18 protein-coding genes and 1 riboswitch are annotated in these 24653 nt (G+C 43.6%); of the genes, 17 read left to right on the forward strand and 1 reads right to left on the reverse strand.

Annotated features, from left to right (window positions below):
* Window positions 1–87 precede the first annotated feature (87 nt).
* Window positions 88–888: a CPBP family intramembrane glutamic endopeptidase gene (locus AB3329_RS04255; RefSeq protein ID WP_368394499.1), complete on the reverse strand. Its 801-nt coding sequence runs from the start codon at window positions 886–888 to the stop codon at window positions 88–90.
* Between the two features lie 602 nt (window positions 889–1490).
* Between AB3329_RS04255 and AB3329_RS04260 the strand changes: the two genes are divergently transcribed.
* The 17 genes from AB3329_RS04260 (at window position 1491) to glgA (ending at window position 24638) form a co-directional block, all read left to right on the forward strand.
* The gene (locus AB3329_RS04260) at window positions 1491–2321 is read left to right on the forward strand and encodes a PrsW family glutamic-type intramembrane protease (RefSeq protein WP_368394500.1); all 831 of its coding nucleotides are present in this window, start codon (window positions 1491–1493) and stop codon (window positions 2319–2321) included.
* A 240-nt stretch (window positions 2322–2561) separates the two neighbouring features.
* Complete coding sequence (gene murA, locus AB3329_RS04265; protein WP_368394501.1) at window positions 2562–3821, forward strand: UDP-N-acetylglucosamine 1-carboxyvinyltransferase; 1260 nt, start codon at window positions 2562–2564, stop codon at window positions 3819–3821.
* A 582-nt stretch (window positions 3822–4403) separates the two neighbouring features.
* Window positions 4404–4958 (forward strand): GNAT family N-acetyltransferase, encoded by a 555-nt coding sequence (locus tag AB3329_RS04270; protein ID WP_368394502.1) that lies wholly within the window; start codon window positions 4404–4406, stop codon window positions 4956–4958.
* Window positions 4951–6237, forward strand: coding sequence for a CBS-HotDog domain-containing transcription factor SpxR (gene spxR, locus AB3329_RS04275; protein ID WP_368394503.1), 1287 nt, complete (start codon window positions 4951–4953; stop codon window positions 6235–6237). The genes AB3329_RS04270 and spxR overlap by 8 nt, the downstream gene beginning before the upstream one ends.
* Before the next feature lie 22 nt (window positions 6238–6259).
* A complete protein-coding gene (locus AB3329_RS04280) occupies window positions 6260–7120 on the forward strand; it encodes a methionyl aminopeptidase (RefSeq protein ID WP_368394504.1) in 861 nt (286 codons plus the stop codon).
* 1 nt (window position 7121) lies between these two features.
* Window positions 7122–8063 (forward strand): YihY/virulence factor BrkB family protein, encoded by a 942-nt coding sequence (locus AB3329_RS04285; protein ID WP_368394505.1) that lies wholly within the window; start codon window positions 7122–7124, stop codon window positions 8061–8063.
* 205 nt (window positions 8064–8268) lie between these two features.
* Entirely contained in the window at window positions 8269–8943 is a 675-nt protein-coding gene (locus tag AB3329_RS04290; protein WP_368394506.1) for a hypothetical protein, read from the forward strand.
* A gap of 9 nt (window positions 8944–8952) precedes the next feature.
* Window positions 8953–11502 carry an SA1320 family protein gene (locus AB3329_RS04295; protein WP_368394507.1) on the forward strand — a complete coding sequence of 850 codons (2550 nt, stop codon included), beginning with the start codon at window positions 8953–8955 and terminating at the stop codon, window positions 11500–11502.
* 178 nt (window positions 11503–11680) lie between these two features.
* A riboswitch (PreQ1 riboswitch) is annotated at window positions 11681–11910 on the forward strand.
* Window positions 11908–12414 carry a QueT transporter family protein gene (locus tag AB3329_RS04300; protein WP_368394508.1) on the forward strand — a complete coding sequence of 169 codons (507 nt, stop codon included), beginning with the start codon at window positions 11908–11910 and terminating at the stop codon, window positions 12412–12414. Its footprint overlaps the riboswitch before it by 3 nt.
* 208 nt (window positions 12415–12622) lie before the next feature.
* Window positions 12623–13423 carry a Cof-type HAD-IIB family hydrolase gene (locus tag AB3329_RS04305; protein ID WP_368394509.1) on the forward strand — a complete coding sequence of 267 codons (801 nt, stop codon included), beginning with the start codon at window positions 12623–12625 and terminating at the stop codon, window positions 13421–13423.
* A gap of 50 nt (window positions 13424–13473) precedes the next feature.
* Window positions 13474–15432: an NAD-dependent DNA ligase LigA gene (gene ligA, locus AB3329_RS04310; protein ID WP_368394510.1), complete on the forward strand. Its 1959-nt coding sequence runs from the start codon at window positions 13474–13476 to the stop codon at window positions 15430–15432.
* A 13-nt stretch (window positions 15433–15445) separates the two neighbouring features.
* The gene (locus AB3329_RS04315) at window positions 15446–16468 is read left to right on the forward strand and encodes a diacylglycerol kinase family lipid kinase (RefSeq protein WP_368394511.1); all 1023 of its coding nucleotides are present in this window, start codon (window positions 15446–15448) and stop codon (window positions 16466–16468) included.
* Between the two features lie 6 nt (window positions 16469–16474).
* Window positions 16475–18775: a type I pullulanase gene (gene pulA / locus AB3329_RS04320; RefSeq protein WP_368394512.1), complete on the forward strand. Its 2301-nt coding sequence runs from the start codon at window positions 16475–16477 to the stop codon at window positions 18773–18775.
* Window positions 18776–18863: 88 nt separating this feature from the next.
* Window positions 18864–20756, forward strand: coding sequence for a 1,4-alpha-glucan branching protein GlgB (glgB, locus tag AB3329_RS04325; RefSeq protein WP_368394513.1), 1893 nt, complete (start codon window positions 18864–18866; stop codon window positions 20754–20756).
* Between the two features lie 192 nt (window positions 20757–20948).
* Window positions 20949–22088: a glucose-1-phosphate adenylyltransferase gene (locus tag AB3329_RS04330; RefSeq protein ID WP_067062890.1), complete on the forward strand. Its 1140-nt coding sequence runs from the start codon at window positions 20949–20951 to the stop codon at window positions 22086–22088.
* Window positions 22078–23214, forward strand: coding sequence for a glucose-1-phosphate adenylyltransferase subunit GlgD (glgD, locus tag AB3329_RS04335; RefSeq protein WP_368394514.1), 1137 nt, complete (start codon window positions 22078–22080; stop codon window positions 23212–23214). Before AB3329_RS04330 ends, glgD begins: the two co-directional genes overlap by 11 nt.
* Window positions 23211–24638 carry a glycogen synthase GlgA gene (glgA, locus tag AB3329_RS04340; RefSeq protein WP_368394515.1) on the forward strand — a complete coding sequence of 476 codons (1428 nt, stop codon included), beginning with the start codon at window positions 23211–23213 and terminating at the stop codon, window positions 24636–24638. The genes glgD and glgA overlap by 4 nt, the downstream gene beginning before the upstream one ends.
* Window positions 24639–24653: the final 15 nt, after the last annotated feature.

The following is a 24653-nucleotide window of genomic DNA, read 5'->3' on the forward strand; positions in this document are numbered from 1 at the left end:
GGAAAACCTGCAATCTACTGGTTGCAGGTTTTTTGCTTCTATTCTCTGCTGTACAAATAGGCTGTCTGAAATAAATTTTTAATGATTTTAAAAGTCTTCGGCCCTTTGCCGGTAATCCTGATCGAAGCGGGATAACACTAAGAGGCAAAGGATTAATAAAGGTAAGAAAACAATAAGCAGGCCAATCCATGAATTGCCGGCAGGAACCTGGCCTGATGTTACAGCAGGCTGGAAATCAATGAGACAGTGGATAATGACCGGAAGCCACAAATTGTTGTATTTTATGCGCAGAGCAGCAAAAACTAATCCAAAAACAGCAGCATAAAAAACTTGCTGAACAACAGCCGGTAAAGGACTTGCTGTCAAATTAATGAAGTGCAGGACGCCAAATATGAGAGCAGAAAGACATGAAGCACCTAAAAACGGCCACCTGCTGTTTTTCTTATACAGGAGCTGCAAAAGGCCGGAAAACATCAGCCCTCTGACTAAAAGTTCCTCGAAAACTCCGGCAGCCACCGCAGCTAAAAGTGTGGATACCGTTAAAGTTAGCCCTTTAGTCAGAATAGTCAGGATATTAAAGGGCACACGAAAGACAAGTAAAAACATTATTGTGAAGATACAAATTAAAATTGTGAATAAACGTCTGCTGCTTTTGGAATACTGGAGTGGCTTATCAAAAATTTTTTCACTTTTAATGAGATAATAGCAGAAACCAGCTAAACCGATACTGAGGATAAAATTTAAAACATTTGGGAAAAAAGCTGAACTGTCTTTACTGCTTGGCAGATTCTTAAGTAAGGTGGAAAATAGGAAAAAAAGCAGAGAAATGACTAAGCCTTGCAGCAATAATTTTCTGCCCTTCGCTTCTCTAGTCGTCTTGTTAATCATGAAAAACTCCTTATTTATTTTATTTTCACCTTCATTTTTCATAAATTTTATCAAGCTGTCAATAAGTGAAAAATAAAAAACAGATAAAAATGAGATACTTGTTAGACAGGCTTTAGATAAGCTTTTTCTCTTTGTGGTAGAATAAACATACAGTTAAGAAAGATAGCATTCTTAAAATGAGTTTACTCTTAAAAGCAGGGACAGTTCCCTGTCAAAAGGGGCCTCGTCCTTTCTATCTTGATAAACTGAACACGGCCTAAGAGCTGTGCAAAAAAGATAGCCTGTCCTAGAGCTTAGTGGCTCTTCGTCCATTCTCCTATTTTTGCTTTGCTCTCTTAACGGCCTTTGTATCTTGTTGAATTGAACACGGCCTAAGAGCTGTGCAAAAAAGATAGCCTGTCCTAGAGCTTAGTGGCTCTTCGTCCATTCTCCTATTTTTGCTTTGCTCTTTTAACGGCCTTTGTATCTTGTTGAATTGAACACGGCCTAAAATCCTAGTGAAAAAGATGCCTGCCATCGTGATGCCAGCATCACTTGTCAGTCCCTATTTTCATACGGATTTTTATACGGCCTTTGCATCTTGTTGTTGTTGGAGGTGGAGTATGCGTAAGTTATTGATTTTTTTATTGGGGCTCCTTTGTTTCGGGGGCTTTATGTGGGAGAGTTTTATTTTTTTCAGTTTAAATCTGTCTGCTAAACAATGGCAGACTTTAGCTGTAGCTATACTGATTTTTATGCTGGCTTATTTTGTGCCTTTAGTTGTTTTAGTTTCTTATTTTTCGAAAAAAGAAAAGCTGAAACTCTCCCATTTTTGGCTGTCTGTCTTTGCAGGGGCCGCCGGGATTTCCTCTTTGTCAGGGATTTTAAATCATTGGCTGACAAATGTTTTAAAGGCAGTTATCAGCAATCAGTCCTTTGTCAGCAGCTGGGGTGGCAGTATTGTGCCGCCATTTGTAGAGGAAGGCTTAAAGCTTCTTATTGCATTGGTTATTGCTTATTTGGTCAGAGCTAAAAAGCTGTCCGCCTATATTTTAATCGGCCTTGGAGTAGGACTTGGTTTTCAGCTGTCGGAAGACTATACTTACGTTATCGGAGCGTTTATTGATAAGGCAGAAAATCCTTTGCTGCAGGCCTTTCTGCGCTTAGAAACAGCTTTTGCTTCTCATTGGTTAATGACAGCTATGCTATGCGGAGCCTGCTGTATCCTATTTGTTCAAAAGAGTAAACTGAAACCTCGTCTATCATACTTGTGGCTGGTTTATCCTCTTATTCTGCATGTTTTATGGAACAGTCCTTGGATTGATAACAACACAGTGATGAAAGTGTCATTAACCATTGCAAGCTGGCTTGTATTTGGGACACTATGCCGCTATGTCTTTTTCAGCAAGTCTCGTGAGAATCTGACAACTGACGCTTTAACGAAAGGCAGCTAGGCCAATATGGCTGTGGTTGCTACTCAATCAGTTCGGAAGAGAAAAAATATTATAAAACATAGAGCTTTTGAGAGGCTGTATCTGATGCCTTTCAAAAGTTTTTTTACTGTTTTGCCAACCTTTACTGTCTGCTGAATATCGGGTGGACAAGCGAATCTGTGCTTTTGGATGAGTTTGTCAAAAGAGGCAAAATATGGTAAAATGCAGAGGTTAAGTTCTAGCTAAGAAAGTTTTGGAAGTATGAAAAAGATAATTATTAATGGCGGCAAACCGCTCAAAGGCGAAGTCTCTGTGTCAGGTGCGAAAAACAGTGTTGTGGCGCTGATACCAGCTGTTATTTTGGCAGATGATGTGGTGATATTGGATGGGGTTCCTAATATTTCCGATGTTGACAGTCTGGTTGATATAATGGAAACAATGGGAGCAAAGGTAGTGCACACTGGGGAAACGCTTGAAATCGATCCCCGCAGTGTTCAGAATATTCCCGTGCCTTATGACAAAATCAGTCGACTGCGTGCTTCCTATTATTTTTACGGCAGTCTATTGGGACGTTTTGGCCAGGCTGTTGTCGGTTTACCAGGGGGCTGTGACTTAGGCCCTCGGCCGATTGATTTGCATCTGAAAGCCTTTGAGGCCATGGGGGCGGATGTTTCTTATGAAGGGGAATCCATGCATTTAACGACCCCTCATCAGACAGTTTACGGCGCTCATATCTATATGGATACAGTCAGTGTCGGTGCAACAATCAACACCATGATTGCTGCAGTCAAAGCACAGGGACGGACAGTGATTGAAAATGCAGCGCGTGAACCTGAAATTATTGATGTCGCCACTTTGCTGAATAATATGGGAGCCCGTATTCGCGGTGCCGGGACAGATGTCATTACTGTTGACGGCGTTGAAAAGCTGCATGGAACACGCCATCAGGTTATTCCTGACCGGATTGAGGCTGGCACCTATATTGCCTTGGCTGCGGCCGCAGGAGAAGGAATCCATATTAAAAATGTTCTTTATGAGCACCTTGAGAGCTATATTGCTAAGCTGGAGGAGATGGGTGTTCGGATGACGATTGAAGAAGATGCTATTTATGTTGAAAAACAGAGCAGGCTTCGGGCGGTTTCTGTTAAAACATCACCTTACCCCGGTTTTGCCACAGACCTTCAGCAGCCGCTTACACCGCTTTTGTTAAGTGCTGAGGGACAGGGGACTATTGTCGATACAATTTATGAAAAGCGGATTAACCATGTACCTGAACTGGCAAAAATGGGTGCTGCGATTTCAGCAGATAAAAACAGAATTGCCTATCAAGGGCCAAACCGTTTACATGGTCAAGCTGTTAAAGCGACCGATTTACGTGCAGGAGCTGCTCTTGTTATTGCAGGGCTTATGGCTGATGGACAAACGCAGATCAGCAATGTTGAATTTATCCTTCGCGGCTATTCTAATATTATCGAAAAGCTGTCTGCTCTCGGTGCTGACATTCACCTTGTTACAGACTGAAGCAAAGGACTCATCGCTGCCGGCATAGAACAAAGAAAGTCTGGGACTTATGTTCCGGGCTTTTTATTAAGATACAAAGGCCGTTAAAAGAGCAAAGCAAAAATAGGAGACTGGACGAAGAGCCACTAAGCTCTAGGACAGTCTATCTTTTTTGCACAGCTCTTAGGCCGTGTTCAATTCAACAAGATACAAAGGCCGTATAAAAATCCGTATGAAAATAGGGACTGACAAGTGATGCTGGCATCACGATGGCAGGCATCTTTTTCACTAGGATCTTAGGCCGTGTTCAATTCATTAAGATACAAAGCCCGTTAAAAACGCAAAAGGAAAATAGGCGGTAAGTCCGAAATCTCTGATTTCGTAGACGCACCCCTGCCAGAACGACTAGAAGGGTGCGGTCGGCCGCAGGACGACAAAACCTTCAGACGTTCACGGCTTCCAAACTAATAGCTTGGGCTTAAGCATAGCGTACTATGTTTAGCACCGGAATTTTAGGGCATTCTCTATTTCTTGTCAGTTCATGGCCGGCGTTTTTCTCCTTTATACTGCTAACATTCAAGCCTGTTATGGTATAATATAGCTATGGATATTTGGACAGAGTTGGGGCGCTTTGCTTTTTGGACAACAGAGCGGTTAAGGATGCGCCCCTTTAATTTTTTGGACAGAGATGATTTTTGGGCCATCTGTTCCAATCCGCAAAATCTGCATTTTATTTTTCCCACCCAGGCCAGCAGGCAGGAAAGCGATTATCTGCTGGTGCATTATTTCATGAAGTCTCCTTTAGGTATTTGGGCTGTTGAAGATCAGGAGACTGGCAAAATGATCGGGGCTATCCGTTTTGAAAAGCTAAATCCGACGGCTAAAACGACGGAAATAGGTTATTTTCTGCACAGAGATTTTTGGGGCCGGGGCTATATGACCGAATGTCTGCAGACCTTGGTTGATTTGAGTTTTACGGCTATGGATCTGCGTGCTTTAAAAATCATTGTGCATAAGGAAAATACTGCCAGCCGGCGGGTGGCTCAGAAAAGCGGTTTTCGCTTAATGAGGGAATTTAAAGGGAGCGACCGTTATACGCATAAGATGCGGAATTATACTGAATATCAGATTCTTAAAGGTGATTATGATTATGAGTAAGCATCAGGAAATTTTAGAGTACTTAGAGCATTTAGCGATTGGTAAAAGAGTGAGCGTCCGCAGTATTGCCAATCATCTGCAGGTCAGTGAAGGTACGGCTTACAGGGCGATTAAAGAGGGTGAGCGCCGCGGTTTAGTGGAGACTCGGCCGCGAAGCGGCACAGTCCGAGTGGAGCAAAAACCCAGTGTTCGTATTGAGCGTCTGACCTACGCTGAAATTGCCCGAATCAGTGATTCAGAAGTTTTGGCCGGAGAAGCCGGCCTTGGCCATGAATTCAGTAAATTTTCTATCGGTGCCATGACACAGCAGAATATCGGCCGTTATTTAGTTAAAGGAGGCCTCCTCATCGTTGGTGATCGGGAAAATATTCAGCTGCTGGCTTTGGAAAATCACAATGCCATTTTGGTAACCGGCGGTTTTTCAGTCTCTAAGCGGGTTATTTCACTGGCTGACAGTCAGGGAATTCCCGTAATGGTTACGCATTACGATACCTTCACGGTGGCTACGATGATTAACCATGCCTTATCTAATGTGCGTATCAAAACAGATTTAAAAACAGTCGGTCAAGTCTATCAGTCGGCAGTAGATTATGGCTATTTGACAGAAACAGAGGATGTTAAGGCCTACCACAGTCTCATCAGGCAAACCAAGCATGTCCGCTTTCCAGTTGTCAGTGCAGATAATCAAGTTCTTGGTGTTATCAGTATGCGGGATGTTTTAGGAAAAGATGAGCATCTCAGTTTGACGGAAGTGATGACCGAAAACCCTATTGTTGCTAAACCAGGGACGAGTTTGGCCAGTATCAGCCAGAAGATGATTTTTGAAGATCTCAATATGCTGCCTGTCGTCTCTGATTATCACAGTCTGCTGGGAGTGATTACCCGCCGTCAGGTCATGGAAAACCTTCCTGACAATCTCCGCCAAAATAATCTTTATACCTACAGTGACCAGATTATTGCGAACCTTTCTATGGTTCAGGGGGATTATCAGTTTGTTGTTGAGCCAGCTATGATTGATTACACTGGAAATTTGGCGCAAGGGGTGCTGGCAGAACTCTTTAAAGAGATTACTGTCCGTGTTTTAACACAAAAGAAACAGAAAAATATCATTATTGAACAAATGATGCTATACTTTTTACAAGCTGTACAGATTGATGATAAACTTACCGTACGTCCGCAAATCATCAGCGAAAACAGACGCAGTCTGCTTTTAGATATTGCTGTTTATCTTAACAGCCAAATGGTTGCTAAGGCCATTGTCACAACAAAAATTAATTAATAATCAAGGAGTAGAATAGTTAATGATTACATTGAAATCAGCACGTGAAATTGAAGCGATGGACAAGGCCGGGGCGGTTTTAGCCAGCATTCACAAGGGCTTGCGTGAGCTGATAAAGCCCGGTGCAGATATGTGGGAAGTAGAAGAGTATGTCCGCAGGCGCTGCAAAGAAGAAAATGTTCTGCCTTTGCAAATTGGGGTCTCCGGCTCCATTATGGATTATCCTTATGCGACTTGCTGCGGCTTAAATGATGAGGTGGCTCACGCCTTTCCCAGACATTATAGATTAAAAGAGGGGGATCTCTTAAAGGTAGATATGGTTTTAAGTGAGCCTCTGGATAAGTCTGCTGTCGATGTGTCCAAACTTAATTTTGATAATGTTGCTGAGATGAAGCAGTATACTGAAAATTATACGGGTGGTTTAGCGGATTCTTGCTGGGCCTATGCTGTCGGAACTGTTTCAGAAGAGACAGCAAAGCTGATGGCTGTCACTAAAGAAGCCCTGTATTTAGGAATTGAACAGGCTGTTATCGGCAACCGTATCGGTGATATTGGTGCCGCCATTCAATCCTATGCAGAGAGTCATGGCTACGGTGTGGTCCGTGATTTGGTCGGGCATGGTGTCGGCCCGACAATGCATGAGGAACCGATGGTGCCCCACTACGGGACTGCCGGTCGCGGTCTCCGTTTGCGTGAGGGCATGGTCTTAACAATTGAACCCATGATTAATACCGGAACTTGGGAGATTGATACAGATCCCGAAACTGGCTGGGCGCATAAGACACTTGATGGCGGTTTATCCTGCCAGTATGAACATCAATTTGTCATCACCAAAGACGGACCGCAGATTTTAACCAGTCAGGGAAAAGAGAGAACCTACTAGAATGAAGAAAAAAAATTTGATAGACAGCCTTCTTTCAAAGCTTGAATATGAACCTTTTCAGGCCTTCTTGCGCCACTATCGGAGTGCTGAAGTGGACTTGTCTTCAATTGCGGTCGCTTACTACCTGCTGCTGACAGCCTTTCCTCTTATCGTTATTGCTGCTAATATTTTTCCTTATTTCAACATTGATATTTCCGACTTGCTGAAACTGATGAAAGACAATTTGCCGAACGATATTTACAGATCGGCATCGGCAATTACTGTTAACATCTTTTCAAAACCGTCCGGAAGTATCTTGGGGGTTGCAACGCTGACAGGACTGTGGACGATGTCACGCAGTCTGACTTCGCTGCAGAAAGCCATTAATAAGGCCTACGGCGTCTCGCCTCACCGGGACTTTGTTATCGGTCACCTTGTCGGTATTTTAGCCAGTCTTCTGATACTTTTCCTGCTGACCTTTGTTTTGATTTTTTCAACTTTCAGTAAAGGGGTTCTTCAAGCCATAGATAATCGCTATGATTTGAATGATACCTTCTACAGTGTGGTTCTGAATTTATCTCAGCCGGTGACTGTTGTGACAATTTTTATCGGACTGATGCTGCTGTATTTCCTGCTTCCCAATGTCCGCATCAAAAAGCTCCGCTATATCTTGCCGGGAACTGTTTTTACAACCTTTGTTATGGGATTTTTAAGCAGCATGGTTAGTCATTATATTCTAAATACTTTTGAGCGAATGGTGGATTTAAAAACATTCGGTTCAGTCGTTATCTTTATTTTGATGCTCTGGTTTATTTTTCTGGCCCGTATTTTGATTTTAGGTGCGGTTTTTAACGCGACTTTTCAAGAGCTCCGTTACGGGGCACTTGAAGGACGGCGGGGAACACTTGCTGCACTGATTCAAGGACATTCTGAAAGAGAGAGCCAGCAAAGCGATAAAAATTAAAAAAGAGTGGGACAAAAATCGGTTTGTCCTGCTTTTTTAGTATAACGAATCGTTGCAGTGAAAGTCTTCTGGAGTATCTATTATCGACGCTAAGGGGCATGACTGATGTATTCTTGCTGCCAGTTTAAAAGGTTCCCGGATTCTCATAACTTTCACATTAAAGCAAATCATGTTAGAATAGTAAAAAACAAAAAAGGAGCCAGCGATGAAAAGCTTATGGAAACGAGGTCTCCTGATTTTAGGAGGAGTGATATTAATGACAGCTGCAGCCTGCACTAAAGAACCTATCCCTGATAACCGCACCAAAGAACAGTATGAGCTGGAACAGGAATTCCAGCCCCTCTTTGATTTTCTGGCAGAGGAAAAAAAGGATTTTTCGAATGTAAGAAAATATGAAAGTACTATTATTGAAACAGATCGTAAGACGAGTGAAGATAAAAAATATAGCGTTGGTTTTGATAAATTATCTAATAGCAGAGACGGGACGTATACTATTACAGAAGACGGTGAGGGGACAGAATACCCTGTATCCATTACTGAAAGCAGTGAATTATCCTATTCTGATTCCGTACCGACAGAATATAATGAGGAATTTTTCAATCTTCATTTAAAAAAATCTTTTTTTGAAAAGCTCCCAATTTCAGATTATACAGCGGAACATCCGGAAACTTTTATAAAATCTATTCGCTATGATGTTAACAAACAAAACCAATTCGAGAAAATCAAAGAAAACTACCATTTTTCTGAAATATCAAAGACATCTTTAAGGCTTAAACAACATTATGACAGTGATAATAATTTAATCTATACTTTAACGCTAGTAATCCATGATGATAAACAGAGTTTTGAAATGACCAACAGAATCAGTTTTAAGGACTAGGAGACAGAAATGAGTTTAAATGGTATTGAAAAAATGGAAAGACGTGTTGATATATCAGCAGATATTTCAGATATCGTCTATAATTATGAGAATGAATATACTGAGCGTTTAAGGGACTATGATGGGGAAGATTTATCTAATGCTGACCTTATTACTATAAATAATCATGCTAAAGAATCTATTGTAAAAGATTTACCTTCCGACACCAGCATCACTGACGCTATGTATGATGAGGAAACGGGGATGGCTGCGCTGGCTGTGGAGGACAGTCAGACAGGGGAGACCTATATTGCCTATGCCGGCACCAATATGAAGGCTGACGGTATGACTGATGTGACCTCTGATATGGCTATCGGCACCAATGATGCCCTCTATCTGGAAGAACTGGAAAAGAAAGCCGCTGCCTTCTATGAAAAAGTGGAGCGCCAAGGAGCCAATATCACGGTTTCTACCGGCCATTCCTACGGCGATTTTCTCTCCAGCCGGGTGGCAGCGCTCAAGCAGATTCCCTACAAGTTTGGTTTTCAGGGAGCTCCTCAGGCTGTCAGTCTTCTCACTCTGCAGGAAACTGCACTGCAGCAGGCTCTAACCACTAACAACGGCTATGCGCCTTCGGATCTCTTCACTGCAGCAGAAGCCTCCCGCAAAGCCGCCGACCGGGCCAAAAAGCTAGTTGCAGATTATCAGGGCTATGCGGTCACTTTTTCCACCACTCGGGATATTCTGACCAATGCCCTCTGGGATCAGCCTAAAGGAGAAATTTCCTTTGACGGTCACATCGATTTGTTTAAGCATAATGGCGATCAGGCTGCCAGCGGCCTCATGACCGCTTTGGAAATAGCTCTTGGAACCCAAAGCAATCCCTTGTATTTGGGGCGGGTTCAGGCGGTGGATGTTCCTGTCTTCCACAGCATGCGGGATTACCGCCAAAATGCTGAGGCCATGGCTTACAGTAAACAGATTGTTCTGGAAGAAGCTTACGGTGTCGATTTTGGGAGAGACGGCCGTTTAGAATTTGCCGTCACACCGGATTACCTGACCACTCAGCCCCTGCTGCCGTCATTTGCCTCTTCCGGCGGGACGGTAAAACTGGATACAGCAGCTTTAGAAGGTCTGATAGGCAATCTTGGAACCGTACAGAGTCAGCTCCAGGACCTGATTGACCTGACGGATCGGGCATCTGCCGAAAATCAGGCCGTTATGGAGAATATGAGCGGTCGGCAGCAGAATTTGAAAACCGTCATCGTCGAGCACCTGCACAGTATCAGTCTGGTCAAGGCAATCGAAGAGATTGACAGTGCCTGCCGGGATTTAGAAGAGCTGTTTGATGAGCTGCCCACTCTTTCCAACTATAAAAGCTCTGCCTTTTCCGGCCAGTTTGATACTTGGACAAAGGATTGGTTTAAGGGAGAGAAAGCCTGGAACCCCAAGACGACTGCCAATGAGTTAGAGACCATGTCGACTTCTGCCAGCAGCTTAAAAAGCATGATTGACAGTGAAATTCTCTCGCAGGTTTCCCAGATTACAGGCGGCAGTTTGAATGATTGGCTTACGGGAGCACTTGACGGCGGACTGCTTGAAAATACCAGCGCCAGCGCCTTAGCTAAAAAAGGCGAAAATCTGGTTAATCAGTTCGAAGGGGCCATTGAGGCGTCACTGCAAGGCTTAGGCAACCGCAGCCAGTTTGCGGATGGTCTGCCTCAGGCTGTCCATGAGCTGCTTGGAGTTGTGGCTCAGAATCTGGCCAGCCTTTTGCAGGCAGTCGCTTATACCTCAAGTGTGGCGCAAACCATCAAAACGACGATGGAGACAGCAGATATCGGTCTGGCCAATGCCATCAGCACTTTTGATGCCAGTCAGATTCCGGATGTGACGGTTAGTGTGCCTGAGAGTTATGAGGGTTATCTGGAGAGCAGCGGGGTTTTTGATGACCGGGCGGTGCTATCGGCCTTTGATGACCAGGTGGATGTACGGTCTGGCGATTTAGCCGAGGACATGTCCGGACAGTTTTCCACCTATCTGCGTGGTGCCGAAGATTCTCTGACAGAAGTCAATGTCAAGATGACCAATCTTTCCTACAGCTTAGAGGATTTACTGGAAGAGGCGAAGCAAACCGTTAGCTACAAGGACAAACTGGATTTAAAACCGGATGGTCAAAAGCCTCCTAAAAAGCCTTTTGGGACCGTTGGGAAAGCCATATCGGTTTTGGGAACGATGAAAACAGTCAACACCAGTCTGACAGCGATTGATACACAGCTGACGACAGCCTTAACAACGATTAATACCGTTTCAGGGATGCTGGGCGGCTTCACACCGGTCTTTCGCTCCGGGATGGAAGATGCCTTTTACGGGGCAGCAGGTTTAGAGGCCATTGTCCGCAGCCAGAAGGCGGTGGGTCAAGTTTTGGCAGCTGTAAAAGCTCGTTTTGAAGAGCTGGGTCTGGAATTGTCGACGATTAATGAAGGAGAAGCGGTTCGGGCTTTGGGCAGCAAAATGCAGGACAGCACCCAGCTGATGGGCTATGCCGCTGCCCTTATTGAAGATTGTTTTGGAGATTAGTCAAGCAAAACAGTCAGTTGCAGAATTAAGCTGATTTTGAGTACTGAAACGCACGAATAATAGATAATAAACTCCCCTAAACAAAAGTTTTTGGGAGTTTATTATCTGTAAAATTTAGGAGCTGTTCAGGTCTTTATCTTAGTTAAAAGCAAGCAAAGGGTTGGCTAAAAGCTTAAAGTATGGTACAATAAGCGAGTTGTTTATGCAACCCTTGGTGCTTAGCTTCTTTCACCAAGCATATTAGAAGCGTGAAATAAAATGGCGGCATTCTATTTAGACAGTGCAGGACTTCATTGTTTTGCTGAGAGGTTTGTTTTCTATGACAGCCGAAACGGCAATCTATGAACATGCTTGTCTGACAGAGAATACTAAGACTCTTTTATTTTGACGCTAAAGGAGAATTGAATGAAAAAATTATCTGTCCGTGACTATGCTCATATCGCTCTTATTGCAGCTGCCTATATTGTTTTAACTGTTACTCCGCCCCTCAATGCGATTTCTTACGGCATGTATCAGCTTCGTGTATCGGAAATGCTGAATTTTCTTGCCTTTTATCATCCTAAGTATATTATTGCTTTGACTTTGGGCTGTATGCTTGCGAATCTGTACAGTTTTGAACTTATTGACGTTGCCGTGGGCGGCGGTTCGACCCTTGTTTTTGTGACCTTAGGTGTCCTGCTTTTTTCTCGCTACAAAAAAGACTATCTTTTTGGGGGATTGTTTAATAAAGCCTTTTTCTATTTTTCTTTCTTTTTTGCAGCCTCAATGGTTACTATAGCCGCTGAATTAGCCTTTTTAGGCGCTCCGTTTTGGCTGACTTGGTTTACCACAGCTGTCGGTGAGCTGATATCGCTCTTGGTGGGGGCTGTTATTATGGATAAAATTGGACAGCGTTTCGATTTGAGCAAGTAAACCAGAAAATTGATTAACCAAACAAAAATATCTTTGTCAATAATTTAAGAAGGCGGACTGCTTGCTCCGCTTTTTTATATACCGTCTTTTACATAGTTCAGGGCTCTTATCCGGTTGGCAAATTTTCTTATGTAAATTGGCATTTAGCTTTTTATTTTCATTGTTCTTTTTTTGTTTTATAATAAAAGAAAAAGAAGGAGAAGCAAGGATGAAGGAAGCATTTAAATTAGTTGCGGCGGATATGGACGGCACTTTTTTGGATCATCAGGGAGAGTTCAGTATGGAACGGCTGAAAAAGGTCATAGCAGGCTACAAAGGCAGAGGCATCCTTTTTGCAGCTGCTTCCGGCAGAAGTTTAAATAATTTAAAAGCGCTTTTTTCAGAAGTACAAAATGATATGGCTTTCATTGCTGAAAACGGGACCTTAGTCAGCTATGCGGCTGATATTGTTTTTGAAGCAGCGATTCCGAGGGAAGTGTACTTAAAGGCTTTAGAGGATTTGCAGCAAATTCCTCATTTTAATCCTAAAAATGTCATTTTATCGGGTCGAGAGGGCGCTTATATTCTGACTCAGGCCGACCGGTCTTTTTTCAGTCGGATGTCTTATTATTATGGGGATCTTAAAAGAGTCAGTGATTTTACAGAAATCACTGACTCCGTCCTAAAAATAGATACAAAATTTCCTTTAGAATATACTGATATTAGTGAAAAGCGCATTAATCAAAGGCTGACACAGCTTGCAGCAGTGACAACCGGCTTTGGGGCAATCGATATTATTGCTAAAAATATTAATAAGGGAACTGCTATTGAGCAATTGTGCAAAAAACTCAGTATTCAGCCTCATCAAGTGCTGGCTTTCGGCGACAATCTCAATGACTATGAAATGCTGGATTATGCTGGTCTTGCAGTTGCTCCTCAAAATGCCAGAAAAGAAATCAAAGAGCTGGCTGACCAAGTTATTGCCGATCATAGCAAACGTTCAGTGCTTTCTTATATGGAAAAAATATAAAAATGAGTTTTCCCTCTTTCCTTCGAAGTTAATTATGGTAAAATAGACCTATGAAAAATCGAATGAAAAAACTGGTTGAGCAGCTCAATCAATATGCTGAAGAATATTACACTAAGGATAGTCCCAGCGTATCAGACAGCGATTATGATAAGCTTTATCATGAATTGCTGGATTTGGAAAAACAATATCCTGAGCTCATCCAGCCGGACAGCCCCACACACCGAGTGGGAGGGGTTGTCTTAGATGGATTTGAAAAATATGAACATGAGTATCCGCTCTTTTCTCTGCAGGATGCTTTTTCGCGCGCCGAATTGTTAGAATTTGACCGCCGTATAAAATCAGAGTTCCCTGCTGCCAGTTATTTTGCTGAATTAAAAATCGATGGTCTGTCTATTTCTTTAACTTATTCTGACGGCCGCCTGCAGGCAGGTGCAACTCGCGGAGACGGGCGTATCGGTGAAAATATTACGGAAAATTTAAAAAGAGTTAAGGACATTCCTTTGAAGCTTAAGAGAGACATGGATATCACTGTCCGCGGTGAATGCTACCTGCCTAAATCTTCTTTTGCTAAAATCAACAAGGAGCGTCAGGAAAACGGTGAGACAGAATTTGCCAATCCCAGAAATGCCGCTGCAGGAACCTTGCGGCAATTGGACACAGCTGTAGTGGCCAGACGCCGTTTAGCGACTTTTCTTTATCAGCAGGCCAGTCCAACTGATGAACCCAGTCAGGATGCTGTGCTGAAAGGCTTGGCTGAGCTTGGTTTTTCGGTTAATTCCCGCTATTTGCTAAGCGCATCAATGGATGAGATTTGGGATTTTATCCAAGACATTGCCAAAGAGCGCGACAGTCTTCCCTATGATATTGACGGGGTTGTCATTAAGGTTAACAGCTTAGCGATGCAGGAAGAACTGGGCTTTACGGTCAAGGCTCCGCGCTGGGCAATTGCTTATAAATTTCCGGCTGAAGAGAAGCCAGCAGAGCTGCTGTCTGTAGATTGGACAGTGGGGCGTACGGGAGTTGTCACACCGACAGCCAATCTGACACCTGTTCAGCTGGCGGGAACCAGAGTGAGCCGGGCAACGCTGCATAATGTGGATTATATTGCTGAAAAAGATATCCGTATAGGCGATACCGTTATTGTTTATAAAGCAGGTGATATTATTCCCGCAGTTTTACGGGTTGCCGACAGCCAAGCAGACAGACAGGAGTCGCTGCCTATTCCGACAAACTGCCCTTCTTGCGGAAGTGAGCTGCTCCATTTTGAGGATGAGGTTGCCCTGCGCTGTATCAATCCGCTGTGTCCAAGCCAGATTAAGGAAAAATTAGTCCATTTCGCCAGCAGAAATGCAATGAATATCAACGGTTTAGGCCCAGCCTTGGTTGAAAAACTTTTTCAGGCCCAGCTGGTTAGTGATGTCGCAGATATATACAGACTTAAAACGGAACAGTTTTTGACTTTAGAAGGTTTTAAGGAAAAATCGGCAGCCAAAATTTTTCAGGCGATTCAAGCTTCAAAGGCGAACTCGGCGGAAAGGCTCCTTTTTGGATTAGGTATACGGCATGTCGGCTCTAAGGCCAGCCGTCAGCTGCTGGAGCATTTTGGCGATATTGAGACACTGGCACAGGCTGATTTTGCTGCTGTTGCTGCCATTGAAGGTCTGGGAGAAGTTATCGCTGCTTCTTTAAGCAGTTATTTTGCTAAAGATGAGGCTAAAAAACTGCTTGCTGAATTAAAAGAGAGAGGCTTGAATCTCACTTATTTGGGCCCTAAAAGGGTGCAGGATGCTCCCTTGTCAGGAATGACGGTTGTTTTAACAGGGAAGCTGGCAGAGATGACACGCAGTCAGGCGACTGAGAAACTGCAGCATTTGGGTGCCCAAGTGACAGGCAGTGTCTCTAAAAAAACGGATATTGTTGTTGCGGGAAGCGATGCCGGTTCCAAATTAACAAAGGCACAAAACTTAGGAATTGCCGTTAAAGATGAAAAATGGCTGCTGAGTTTGTAAGCGAGGAATAGAAATGACGAAACAAAAAAAGGCCCGGCTGATTTATAACCCAACATCCGGTCAGGAAATTATGAAAAAAAACGTTGCCGAAGTCTTGCATATTTTAGAAGGCTTTGGCTACGAGGCTTCGGCTTTTCGGACGACCCCCGGCAAAGACTCGGCTAAAAAAGAAGCCAGGCGGGCAGCAGAAGCAGGATTTGATCTTATTGTTGCTGCCGGGGGTGACGGGACAATCAATGAGGTTGTTAATGGGATCGCCCCTCTGGTGAAGCGTCCGCAAGTGGCTGTTATTCCGACCGGAACAACCAATGATTTTGCGCGTGCTCTGAAAATTCCGCGCGGCAATCCTATAAAGGCCGCTCAGCTTATTGGTAAAAACCAGACAATCCAGATGGATATTGGCAAGGCTTATGACAGCTATTATTTTATCAATATTGCCGCTGCCGGTTCATTCACTGAATTAACTTACAGTGTTCCCAGTCAATTAAAAACGACCTTTGGCTATCTGGCCTATTTGGCAAAAGGGGTAGAACTGCTGCCAGGAGTTCGGACGGTCCCTGTCCGTATCACCCATGATAAAGGTGTGTTTGAAGGCGATGTGTCCATGATTTTTGTCGCTTTGACTAATTCGGTCGGTGGTTTTGAGACAATTGCTCCAGATGCCAAGCTGGATGACGGGAATTTCACACTGATTTTAGTTAAAACAGCTAATCTGATTGAAATACTGCAGCTGATCCGTAAGATCCTGGACGGCGGCAAACATATTTATGATAAACGTGTAGACTATATTAAGACAAGTTATCTGGAAATTCAGCCTTTATCTGACAAACGTATGATGATTAATTTAGACGGAGAATATGGCGGAGATGCCCCCATTGCTTTGCAAAATCTGAATAATCATATCACTTTCTATGCAGATACCGATGAAATTGCTGACGATGCTCTTGTTTTAGATCAGGAAAAATTGGCTCTGGAAGCCATTGCCCAAAAATTCAGACACGAAGTAGAAGATTTAAAAAAGAAGGCAGAGGAGTAATTGGAAATGAATAATACTGTCATTGTGCATTATCATAGCCAACGCGGAAATTATTTTGAACTGAGTCTATGGAAGTGGCGGGATGGACAATGGGGAGAGGATGCGTATTTTTCACGTTTTGACAGTTTTGGCGCTGTTGCTCATCTGAAATACTCGGCTCCCTACTTTCTCAGCCATGTTTACGTAAGTGTTAAAAGCCCACACTGGTCTTATAAGACAGCAGATTTTCGCATTAACCGCAACAGCGGCCTTCCTAAAACGGAAGTATGGATTGTTGACGGAGATGACACGCTTTATTATTCTAGACAGGCCGCAGTGGCCAGCCACGCTTACCGCCGCCGCCAGCCGCGTGCTTTTGATATGGCCACAAACAGTCAAGCCTTTGATTTAAAATGGGGCTTCAGCGGCTGGCTGGGCTTTCAGTATCAAGAGCAGGAGACCGCCTTTCGCTTATGGGCGCCGACTGCTGAGCTTGTGGAGCTGATTCTCTACAGCTCAACGGATGAAAAGGCCAGTGTTGCTGAAGTTATTACTATGGAACGCGGGGACAGAAGCTGCCCGGAAGATCACCGGAAAAATACGCAGGGTGTTTGGTTTGTCACTGTTCCAGGCGATTTGAACTACCGCGCTTACCGCTATCGGGTGTATTATCGCCGCCGAACCTTCAATGATACAAGAGATCCTTATTCTTTGGCGACAACTGCAGATGGCAGACGCTCTATTGTTATCGCTCCTGCTTATTTGCAGCCTAAGGGCTTCTCGGTCAAACAGGGACAGGAAGCAACCTGGCGTCTGGACAATCCCAACCAGGCTGTTATTTATGAGATGCATGTCCGTGATTTTTCAGTTTCTGAGACATCGGGAGTTCGTCCGGAAAACCGCGGTAAGTTTAAGGGAGTGTTCGAGAAGGGAACGAAAAATCAGTTTGGCGACAAGACCTGTTTTGACTATGTTAAAGAGCTTGGTATCACCCATATTCAGCTGCAGCCGGTTTTTGACCACCATCAAACTTTTGATGATAAAGGCAATTACGCCTACAACTGGGGATACGATCCGGAAAATTACAATGTCCCCGAAGCCAGTTTTACCAGCAACCCGCATGAGCCGGCTACGCGTATTTTAGAGCTGAAAGAGTTGATTCAGACCTACCACGATGCCGGAATCAATGTCATTATGGATGTGGTGTACAACCATACCTACTCTTCACAGGATTCTGCTTTCCAGCTGTCTGTCCCGGATTATTTTTACCGGATGAATGCAGACGGGTCCTTTCAGAACGGGACTGGTGTCGGTAATGAAACGGCCAGTGAAAAGGAGATGTTTCGTAAATATATGGTGGATTCTATCTTGTATTGGACCAAGGAGTACAATATTGACGGCTTCCGTTTTGATTTGATGGGCATCCATGATATTGATACGATGAACCTCATTCGGGCAGAACTGGATAAAGTTGACCGCCGAATCCTGATGTATGGTGAAGGCTGGGATATGGGGACAGGACTGCAGCCGGAGCAGAAGGCTAAAAAAGAAAATGCCTATCAGCTGCCTCGCATCGGCTTTTTCAATGATGACGGGCGCAATGCCATCAAGGGTGCAGAAGTTTACGGTTCTTTTGAAAAAGGCTTTGTATCCGGTGCGCCTGAGGAAAACAAGGTAGCTAAGACGATTCTGGGGAGCGATGAAATTGTCGGCTACATCACCCCCAGCCAAGTGCTGAATTATGTTGAGGCTCACGATAATTATAATCTTAATGACCTGCTTTTAGAACTGCATCCCGAGGACGATAAAATTACCCATATCAAGCGTGTTGAATTAGCAACGGCAATGGGACTGCTGACTCAGGGAATGACCTTTATGCAGATCGGTCAGGAATTTTTGCGGACCAAACTGTATCCAACCGGAAAAAACGGTGAATTGACCTGGTCTGATAAGGAAAGAGCTATGAATTCTTACAATGCTCCTGATCAGGTAAACCAAGTGAACTGGCGCTATGTGACCTACCATAAGCCGACTGTTGATTTTATAAAGAAAATTATTGCCTTAAAAACTAAGACACGTTTCTTTTCATATGAGAGCTTTGAGGAAATCCGCAGCCATGTTTATGTGACTGAGGCAAACAGCGGGAGCGGTTTTATCAGTTTTGAAATCGATGATTTAACAACTCTGAAAGTGATTTTCTCTCTATCTGGAAAACGCTTGCAAAACCTTTATGTGAATGATATAATGATAGAGACAAATAAAAGCTATCAACGAAATGAATTAGACATTGAAAATTTGACAGCGATGGTCCTTGATATTACGAAATAACCTGAGATTTTCTCAGGTTATTTTTGTTTTTTTACGGCCGGATTATTATTTTGTCAGTGTTTCAGAAAAAGATGGAAAGGATGGTGCTATGGACACAAAAGAAGCGCTTTACACCTTTGGAACCGGAGAGAATTTTCACATTCAGCACTACTTTGGCCTTCACAAAGAGGTGCAGGACGGTCAAGAAGGCTATATTTTTCGTGTTTGGGCTCCCAATGCCGAAGAGGTGCATGTTATAGGAGACTTTAGTTCCTGGAAAGACGCTCCTGTCAAAATGACAAAAAATGAGGCAGGGGTCTGGGAAGTCTTTACCAGTCTTCCAAAAGAAGGTCAGCTCTATAAGTACCTTGTCAAAAGACAGGGGGGACAGGTTGTTGAAAAGATGGATCCTGTTGCTCTTTATTTAGAAGACAGGCCGGGTACCGGAGCCTATGTTAAAACTTTTGCAGAGAAGAAGTGGAAAGATTCTCTGTGGATGGGGCGCCGCAAACGTTTTGGTTTCAAACAGCGTCCAGTCAATATTTACGAGGTTCATGCAGGTTCTTGGAAACGGACTGATTCAGGTCAGCCTTACACTTTTGCTCAGCTTAAAGATGAGTTGATTCCCTATCTGGTGAAAATGAACTACACACATGTGGAGTTCATGCCGATTATGGCCCATCCGCTCGGCATGAGCTGGGGCTATCAGCTGATGGGTTACTTTGCCTTCGAACATACCTACGGCACTCCTGAGGAGTTTCAGGATTTTGTTGAAACCTGTCACTTAAATAATATTGGGGTTATTGTCGACTGGGTACCGGGGCATTTTACACAAAATGATGATGCGCTTGCCTATTTTGACGGGACGCCTACTTATGAGTATCAGGATCACCACCGCGCTCATAATTACCGCTGGGGAGCTCTTAATTTTGATTTAGGAAAAACGCAAGTTCAGTCTTTCTTGATTTCCAGTGCCCTGTTTTGGATTGAGCAGTACCATATTGACGGAATTCGAGTGGATGCGGTCAGCAACATGCTTTATCGGGACTATGATGATGGTCCATGGTCTCCAAATCAGTTTGGCGGCAACCGCAATATCGAGGGTTATGATTTTCTGCGCAGGCTAAATGGGATTATTAAGTACCGCCATCCGGACGTGATGATGGTTGCTGAAGAATCTACAGCTTCAACGCCTATTACCAGATCGATTGATCAGGATGGCCTAGGCTTTGATTACAAGTGGAATATGGGCTGGATGAATGATATCCTTAAATTTTATGAGGAAGATCCTGTCTACCGCCAGTATGACTTTAATCTGGTCACCTTCAGTTTTATGTATGCTTTTGATGAAAATTTCATTCTGCCTTTCTCTCATGACGAAGTGGTTCACGGTAAAAAGAGCATGATGCATAAAATGTGGGGAGACCGCTACAACCAGTTTGCCGGTTTGCGCAATCTTTATACCTATCAAATTTGCCATCCGGGCAAAAAGCTGCTCTTTATGGGTAGTGAGTTCGGCCAGTTTCTTGAGTGGAAGTATGACCACCAACTGGAATGGGGGAACTTGGATGAAGCTGACGGCCTGAATCTGAAAATGCAGGCTTTCACTAGCTATCTGAACCAATTTTACAAGGACAATAAGGCTCTTTGGCTGATGGACGATTCCTATGAAGGATTAGAAATCATTGATGCAGATAATACAGCTCAAAGTGTTTTGAGCTTTATCCGCAAAAATGATAAAGGCGATATGCTGGTCTGTGTCTTTAATATGACCCCGGTTGAACGCAGAGAATTTACAATCGGAGTGCCTCTGGCAGGTATTTACGAAGAAATCCTCAATACTGAAATGGAAGAGCATGGCGGTGTCTGGAAAGAGCATAACCCGCAGACACGGACGCAGTCAGGTTTATGGAAAGATTATCAAAACACTCTGACCTTCACTCTCCCGGCTTTAGGTGCCAGTATCTGGAAAATTAAACGCCGTTTAAAGAATAAGAAGTAAGAGGATCGCTTACCAAAAATTTGTTTTGAATTTTACTGTTTATAATTTTATTCGGCTATTCAGTACGAAAGGCCCGCAGTCTTTCCTTGCGCAGTCTGTGTGAGGTTTTTGGCTGATTCACCAAGGTGCCTGCACATGTGCCTTGGCAATCAATTGGCGGTTGCTTTTAACAAGTTACGAAAGGAAAACTAAATGAAGAATGAAATGTTAGCCCTTATTCTCGCTGGAGGACAGGGGACACGTCTTGGGAAATTGACACAAAGTATTGCCAAACCGGCAGTACAGTTTGGCGGCCGTTACCGAATTATTGATTTTGCACTGTCAAACTGTGCCAATTCAGGAATTAATAATGTTGGTGTGATTACACAGTATCAGCCGTTGGCTCTCAACAGCCACATCGGGAATGGTTCAAGCTGGGGGCTTGATGGGATTAACTCAGGGGCGACAATCCTTCAGCCTTATTCGGCAACTGAAGGAAACCGCTGGTTCCAAGGGACCAGCCATGCGATTTATCAGAATATTGACTATATCGACTCCATCAATCCGGAATATGTTTTGATTTTATCCGGTGACCATATTTATAAGATGGACTATGACGACATGCTGCAAACCCATAAAGATAATTTGGCCAGTCTAACAGTTGCTGTTATCGATGTTCCGCTTAAAGAAGCCAGCCGTTTTGGTATTATGAACACTGACTCCAATAACCGGATTGTTGAATTTGAAGAAAAACCGAAAAACCCTAAATCGACCAAAGCTTCTATGGGGATTTATATTTTCGACTGGAAGCGTCTGCGCGAGATGCTGGTTGATGCAGAAAAAAATAATGTTGAAATGTCCGATTTTGGTCAAAATGTTATTCCGGCTTATCTTGAATCCGGTGAACGGGTGTATACCTATAATTTCCAAGGCTACTGGAAGGATGTCGGCACTATCGAATCGCTTTGGGAAGCTAATATGGAATACATCGGCGAAGATAATGAACTGCACAGCCGTGACCGCTCTTGGAAAATTTATTCCAAAAATCTGATCGCACCGCCGAACTTTATTACAGACGAAGCCAGCGTCAAAGATTCACTTGTTGTGGATGGCTGCTTTGTTTCAGGTAAAGTTGAGCATTCCATCCTGTCTACAAATGTTCAGGTCAAAGAAGGCGCTGAAATTAAAGACTCCTTTATCATGAGCGGTGCTGTTATCAGTGAAGGTGCAAAAATTACACGGGCTATTGTCGGTGAGGGCGCTATTATTGGTGAAGGTGTAGAAATTGATGGCACTGAGGAAGTGCAAGTTGTTGGTTACAATGAAGTAGTGGGGGTACCAAATGAAGATTGATAAATATTCTGCAATTCTCGGAAATGCCATCGGCTTTCCGGAGATGGAAGGACTGACAGCTGTGCGTCCGTTAGCCAGTCTCCCCTTTGATGGTAAGTACCGCCTAATTGATTTTCAGCTGTCCAATTTAGCTAATGCCGGTATTCGCAGTGTTTACGGTATTTTCCGCGGCCAAAATATTCGCTCGGTTTTTGATCATATCCGCAGCGGCCGGGAGTGGGGACTAAATACCCTTCTCAGCCATTATTTCCTTGGTTTTTACAATACAAGTGAGGACGGAACGGTGGCTGACCATGATTATTATGATCAAATACTGACTTATCTGAAACGCTCAGGATCTGATCAAACCGTCTACATGTCCTGCGATATCCTTTGCAATATTGATTTGCAGCAGGTTATTCATCTGCACAATGCTAATAAACGCAATATTACAGTTGTTTATAAAAAACTGCCGAGAGAGTCCATTTCTCAGGCTAATGATATTTTGGAAATTGATGAATCTGATATTGTTGTCGGACGCCGTGACGGCTTTGAGGAAGGCAGCAAGACGGAAAAAATGTCGGCTGGCATTTACATCATTGATACACCTTGGCTGATCGAACAAATGGAAAAAGAAGCTCAGAAAGACAAGCCGCAAAAACTGCGTTTCTTGCTGAGAGATTTGACGGTCAGTGAGCAGGCTTTAGCTTTTGAATACACAGGCTACCTTGCTAACATTTCTTCCGTTAAGTCATATTTCGATGCAAACATGGATATGCTGGACAGCCAAAAATTCTATTCTTTGCTTTACTCTAACCAAAGAGTGTATACAAAAGTTAAAAATGAAGAGTCGACTTATTATGCAGCAGATTCTGTTGTCAAAAATGCTCAGTTTGCATCAGGCAGTATTGTAAAAGGGGATGTCGAGCATTCTATCGTTTCCCGCAACTGCTATCTTGCTGAAAATTCGAAAATTGTCAACAGTATTCTTTTCCCTAAAGTGAAAATCGGTCAAGGGACAGTTATTGAAAATGCCATTGTCGGTAAAAATGTTCAAATTGCAGACGGTGTCACTATCCGGGGAACGCAGGAAAAACCAGTCGTTATAGCTAAGTCAGTTGAAATTGTTGAGGATATTATTCAATGAAGATAATGTTTGTAGCAGCAGAAGGCGCACCTTTTGCTAAAACCGGCGGTTTAGGTGATGTCATCGGTGCATTGCCTAAATCACTGGTGAAAAACGGAAATGAAGTAGCTGTTGTTTTACCTTATTATGATAGTATTGATGCCAAATTCGGCGATGAAATTGAAGATGTTCTGTATTTTTATGTCGATGTGGGCTGGCGCCGTCAGTATGTCGGTGTCAAAAAAATAGTCCGTGATCAGGTTGCCTTCTATTTTGTTGACAATCACGATTACTTTTTCCGCGGGCATATTTACGGAGATTGGGATGACGGGGAACGCTTCGCTTTCTTTCAGCTGGCTGCTTTAGAGATGATGGAGAAAATTGAGTTCATCCCGGATGTCCTTCATGTCCATGACTACCACACGGCTATGATTCCTTTTCTGGTTAAAGAAAAGTATCATTGGATTAAGGCCTATCAAGGCATTAAAACAGTCTTTACTATCCATAATATTGAATTTCAAGGTCAATTTGATCCCGGAATGCTGGGGAATTTATTTGGCGTAGGAGATGAGCGTTATGCTGACGGGACGTTGCGCTGGAACGATGCCCTGAACTGGATGAAGGCTGGCGTGCTCTACGCTGACCGTGTAACAACCGTTTCACCGTCTTATGCAGAAGAAATCCAAACCCCTGAATTTGGGAAAGGACTTGACCAGATTATGCGGATGGAAGCCGGGAAATTATCTGGCATTGTCAATGGTATTGATACCGAGCTTTTAAATCCGGAAACGGATCCTTATTTAGAAGCGCATTTTTCGATTGATGATTTATCCGGAAAGGCAAAAAATAAGGAAGCTCTGCAAAAACGTGTGGGGCTGCCTGTTCGTGATGATGTGCCGCTGATTGGCATCGTATCGCGTCTGACCGATCAGAAAGGTTTTAATCTGGTTGTCAACGAGCTGAATGCGATTTTGCAGTACGACTTGCAGCTTGTGGTATTGGGAACCGGTTATGCAGACTTTGAAAATGCCTTCTCATGGTTTGGCCTGCACTATCCTGATAAAGTATCCGCAAATATCACCTTTGATTTGGAACTGGCTCAGCAGATTTACGGAGCCTGCGATCTTTTCCTGATGCCAAGTGCCTTCGAACCGTGCGGACTTTCTCAGATGATGGCTATGCGCTACGGCACACTTCCGCTTGTGCATGAGGTAGGCGGCCTGCGGGATACGGTTATTCCTTACAATCCGTTGGAAAAATCCGGTACAGGATTTGGCTTTAATAATTTTTCCGGCTATTGGCTGAACAATACACTTGCCTTTGCGCTCGATGTGTATTATAATCACAAGGAAGATTGGCAGGCTATTCAGCGAAATGCTATGAGTCAGGATTTTTCTTGGGATACTGCCAGTCTTGTTTATGAAAGCTTGTATAAAGAGCTTTAAAAAAGCCATTTGAAA

The sequence above is a fragment of the Streptococcus huangxiaojuni genome, assembly GCF_040930515.1.
Taxonomy (GTDB): domain Bacteria; phylum Bacillota; class Bacilli; order Lactobacillales; family Streptococcaceae; genus Streptococcus; species Streptococcus huangxiaojuni.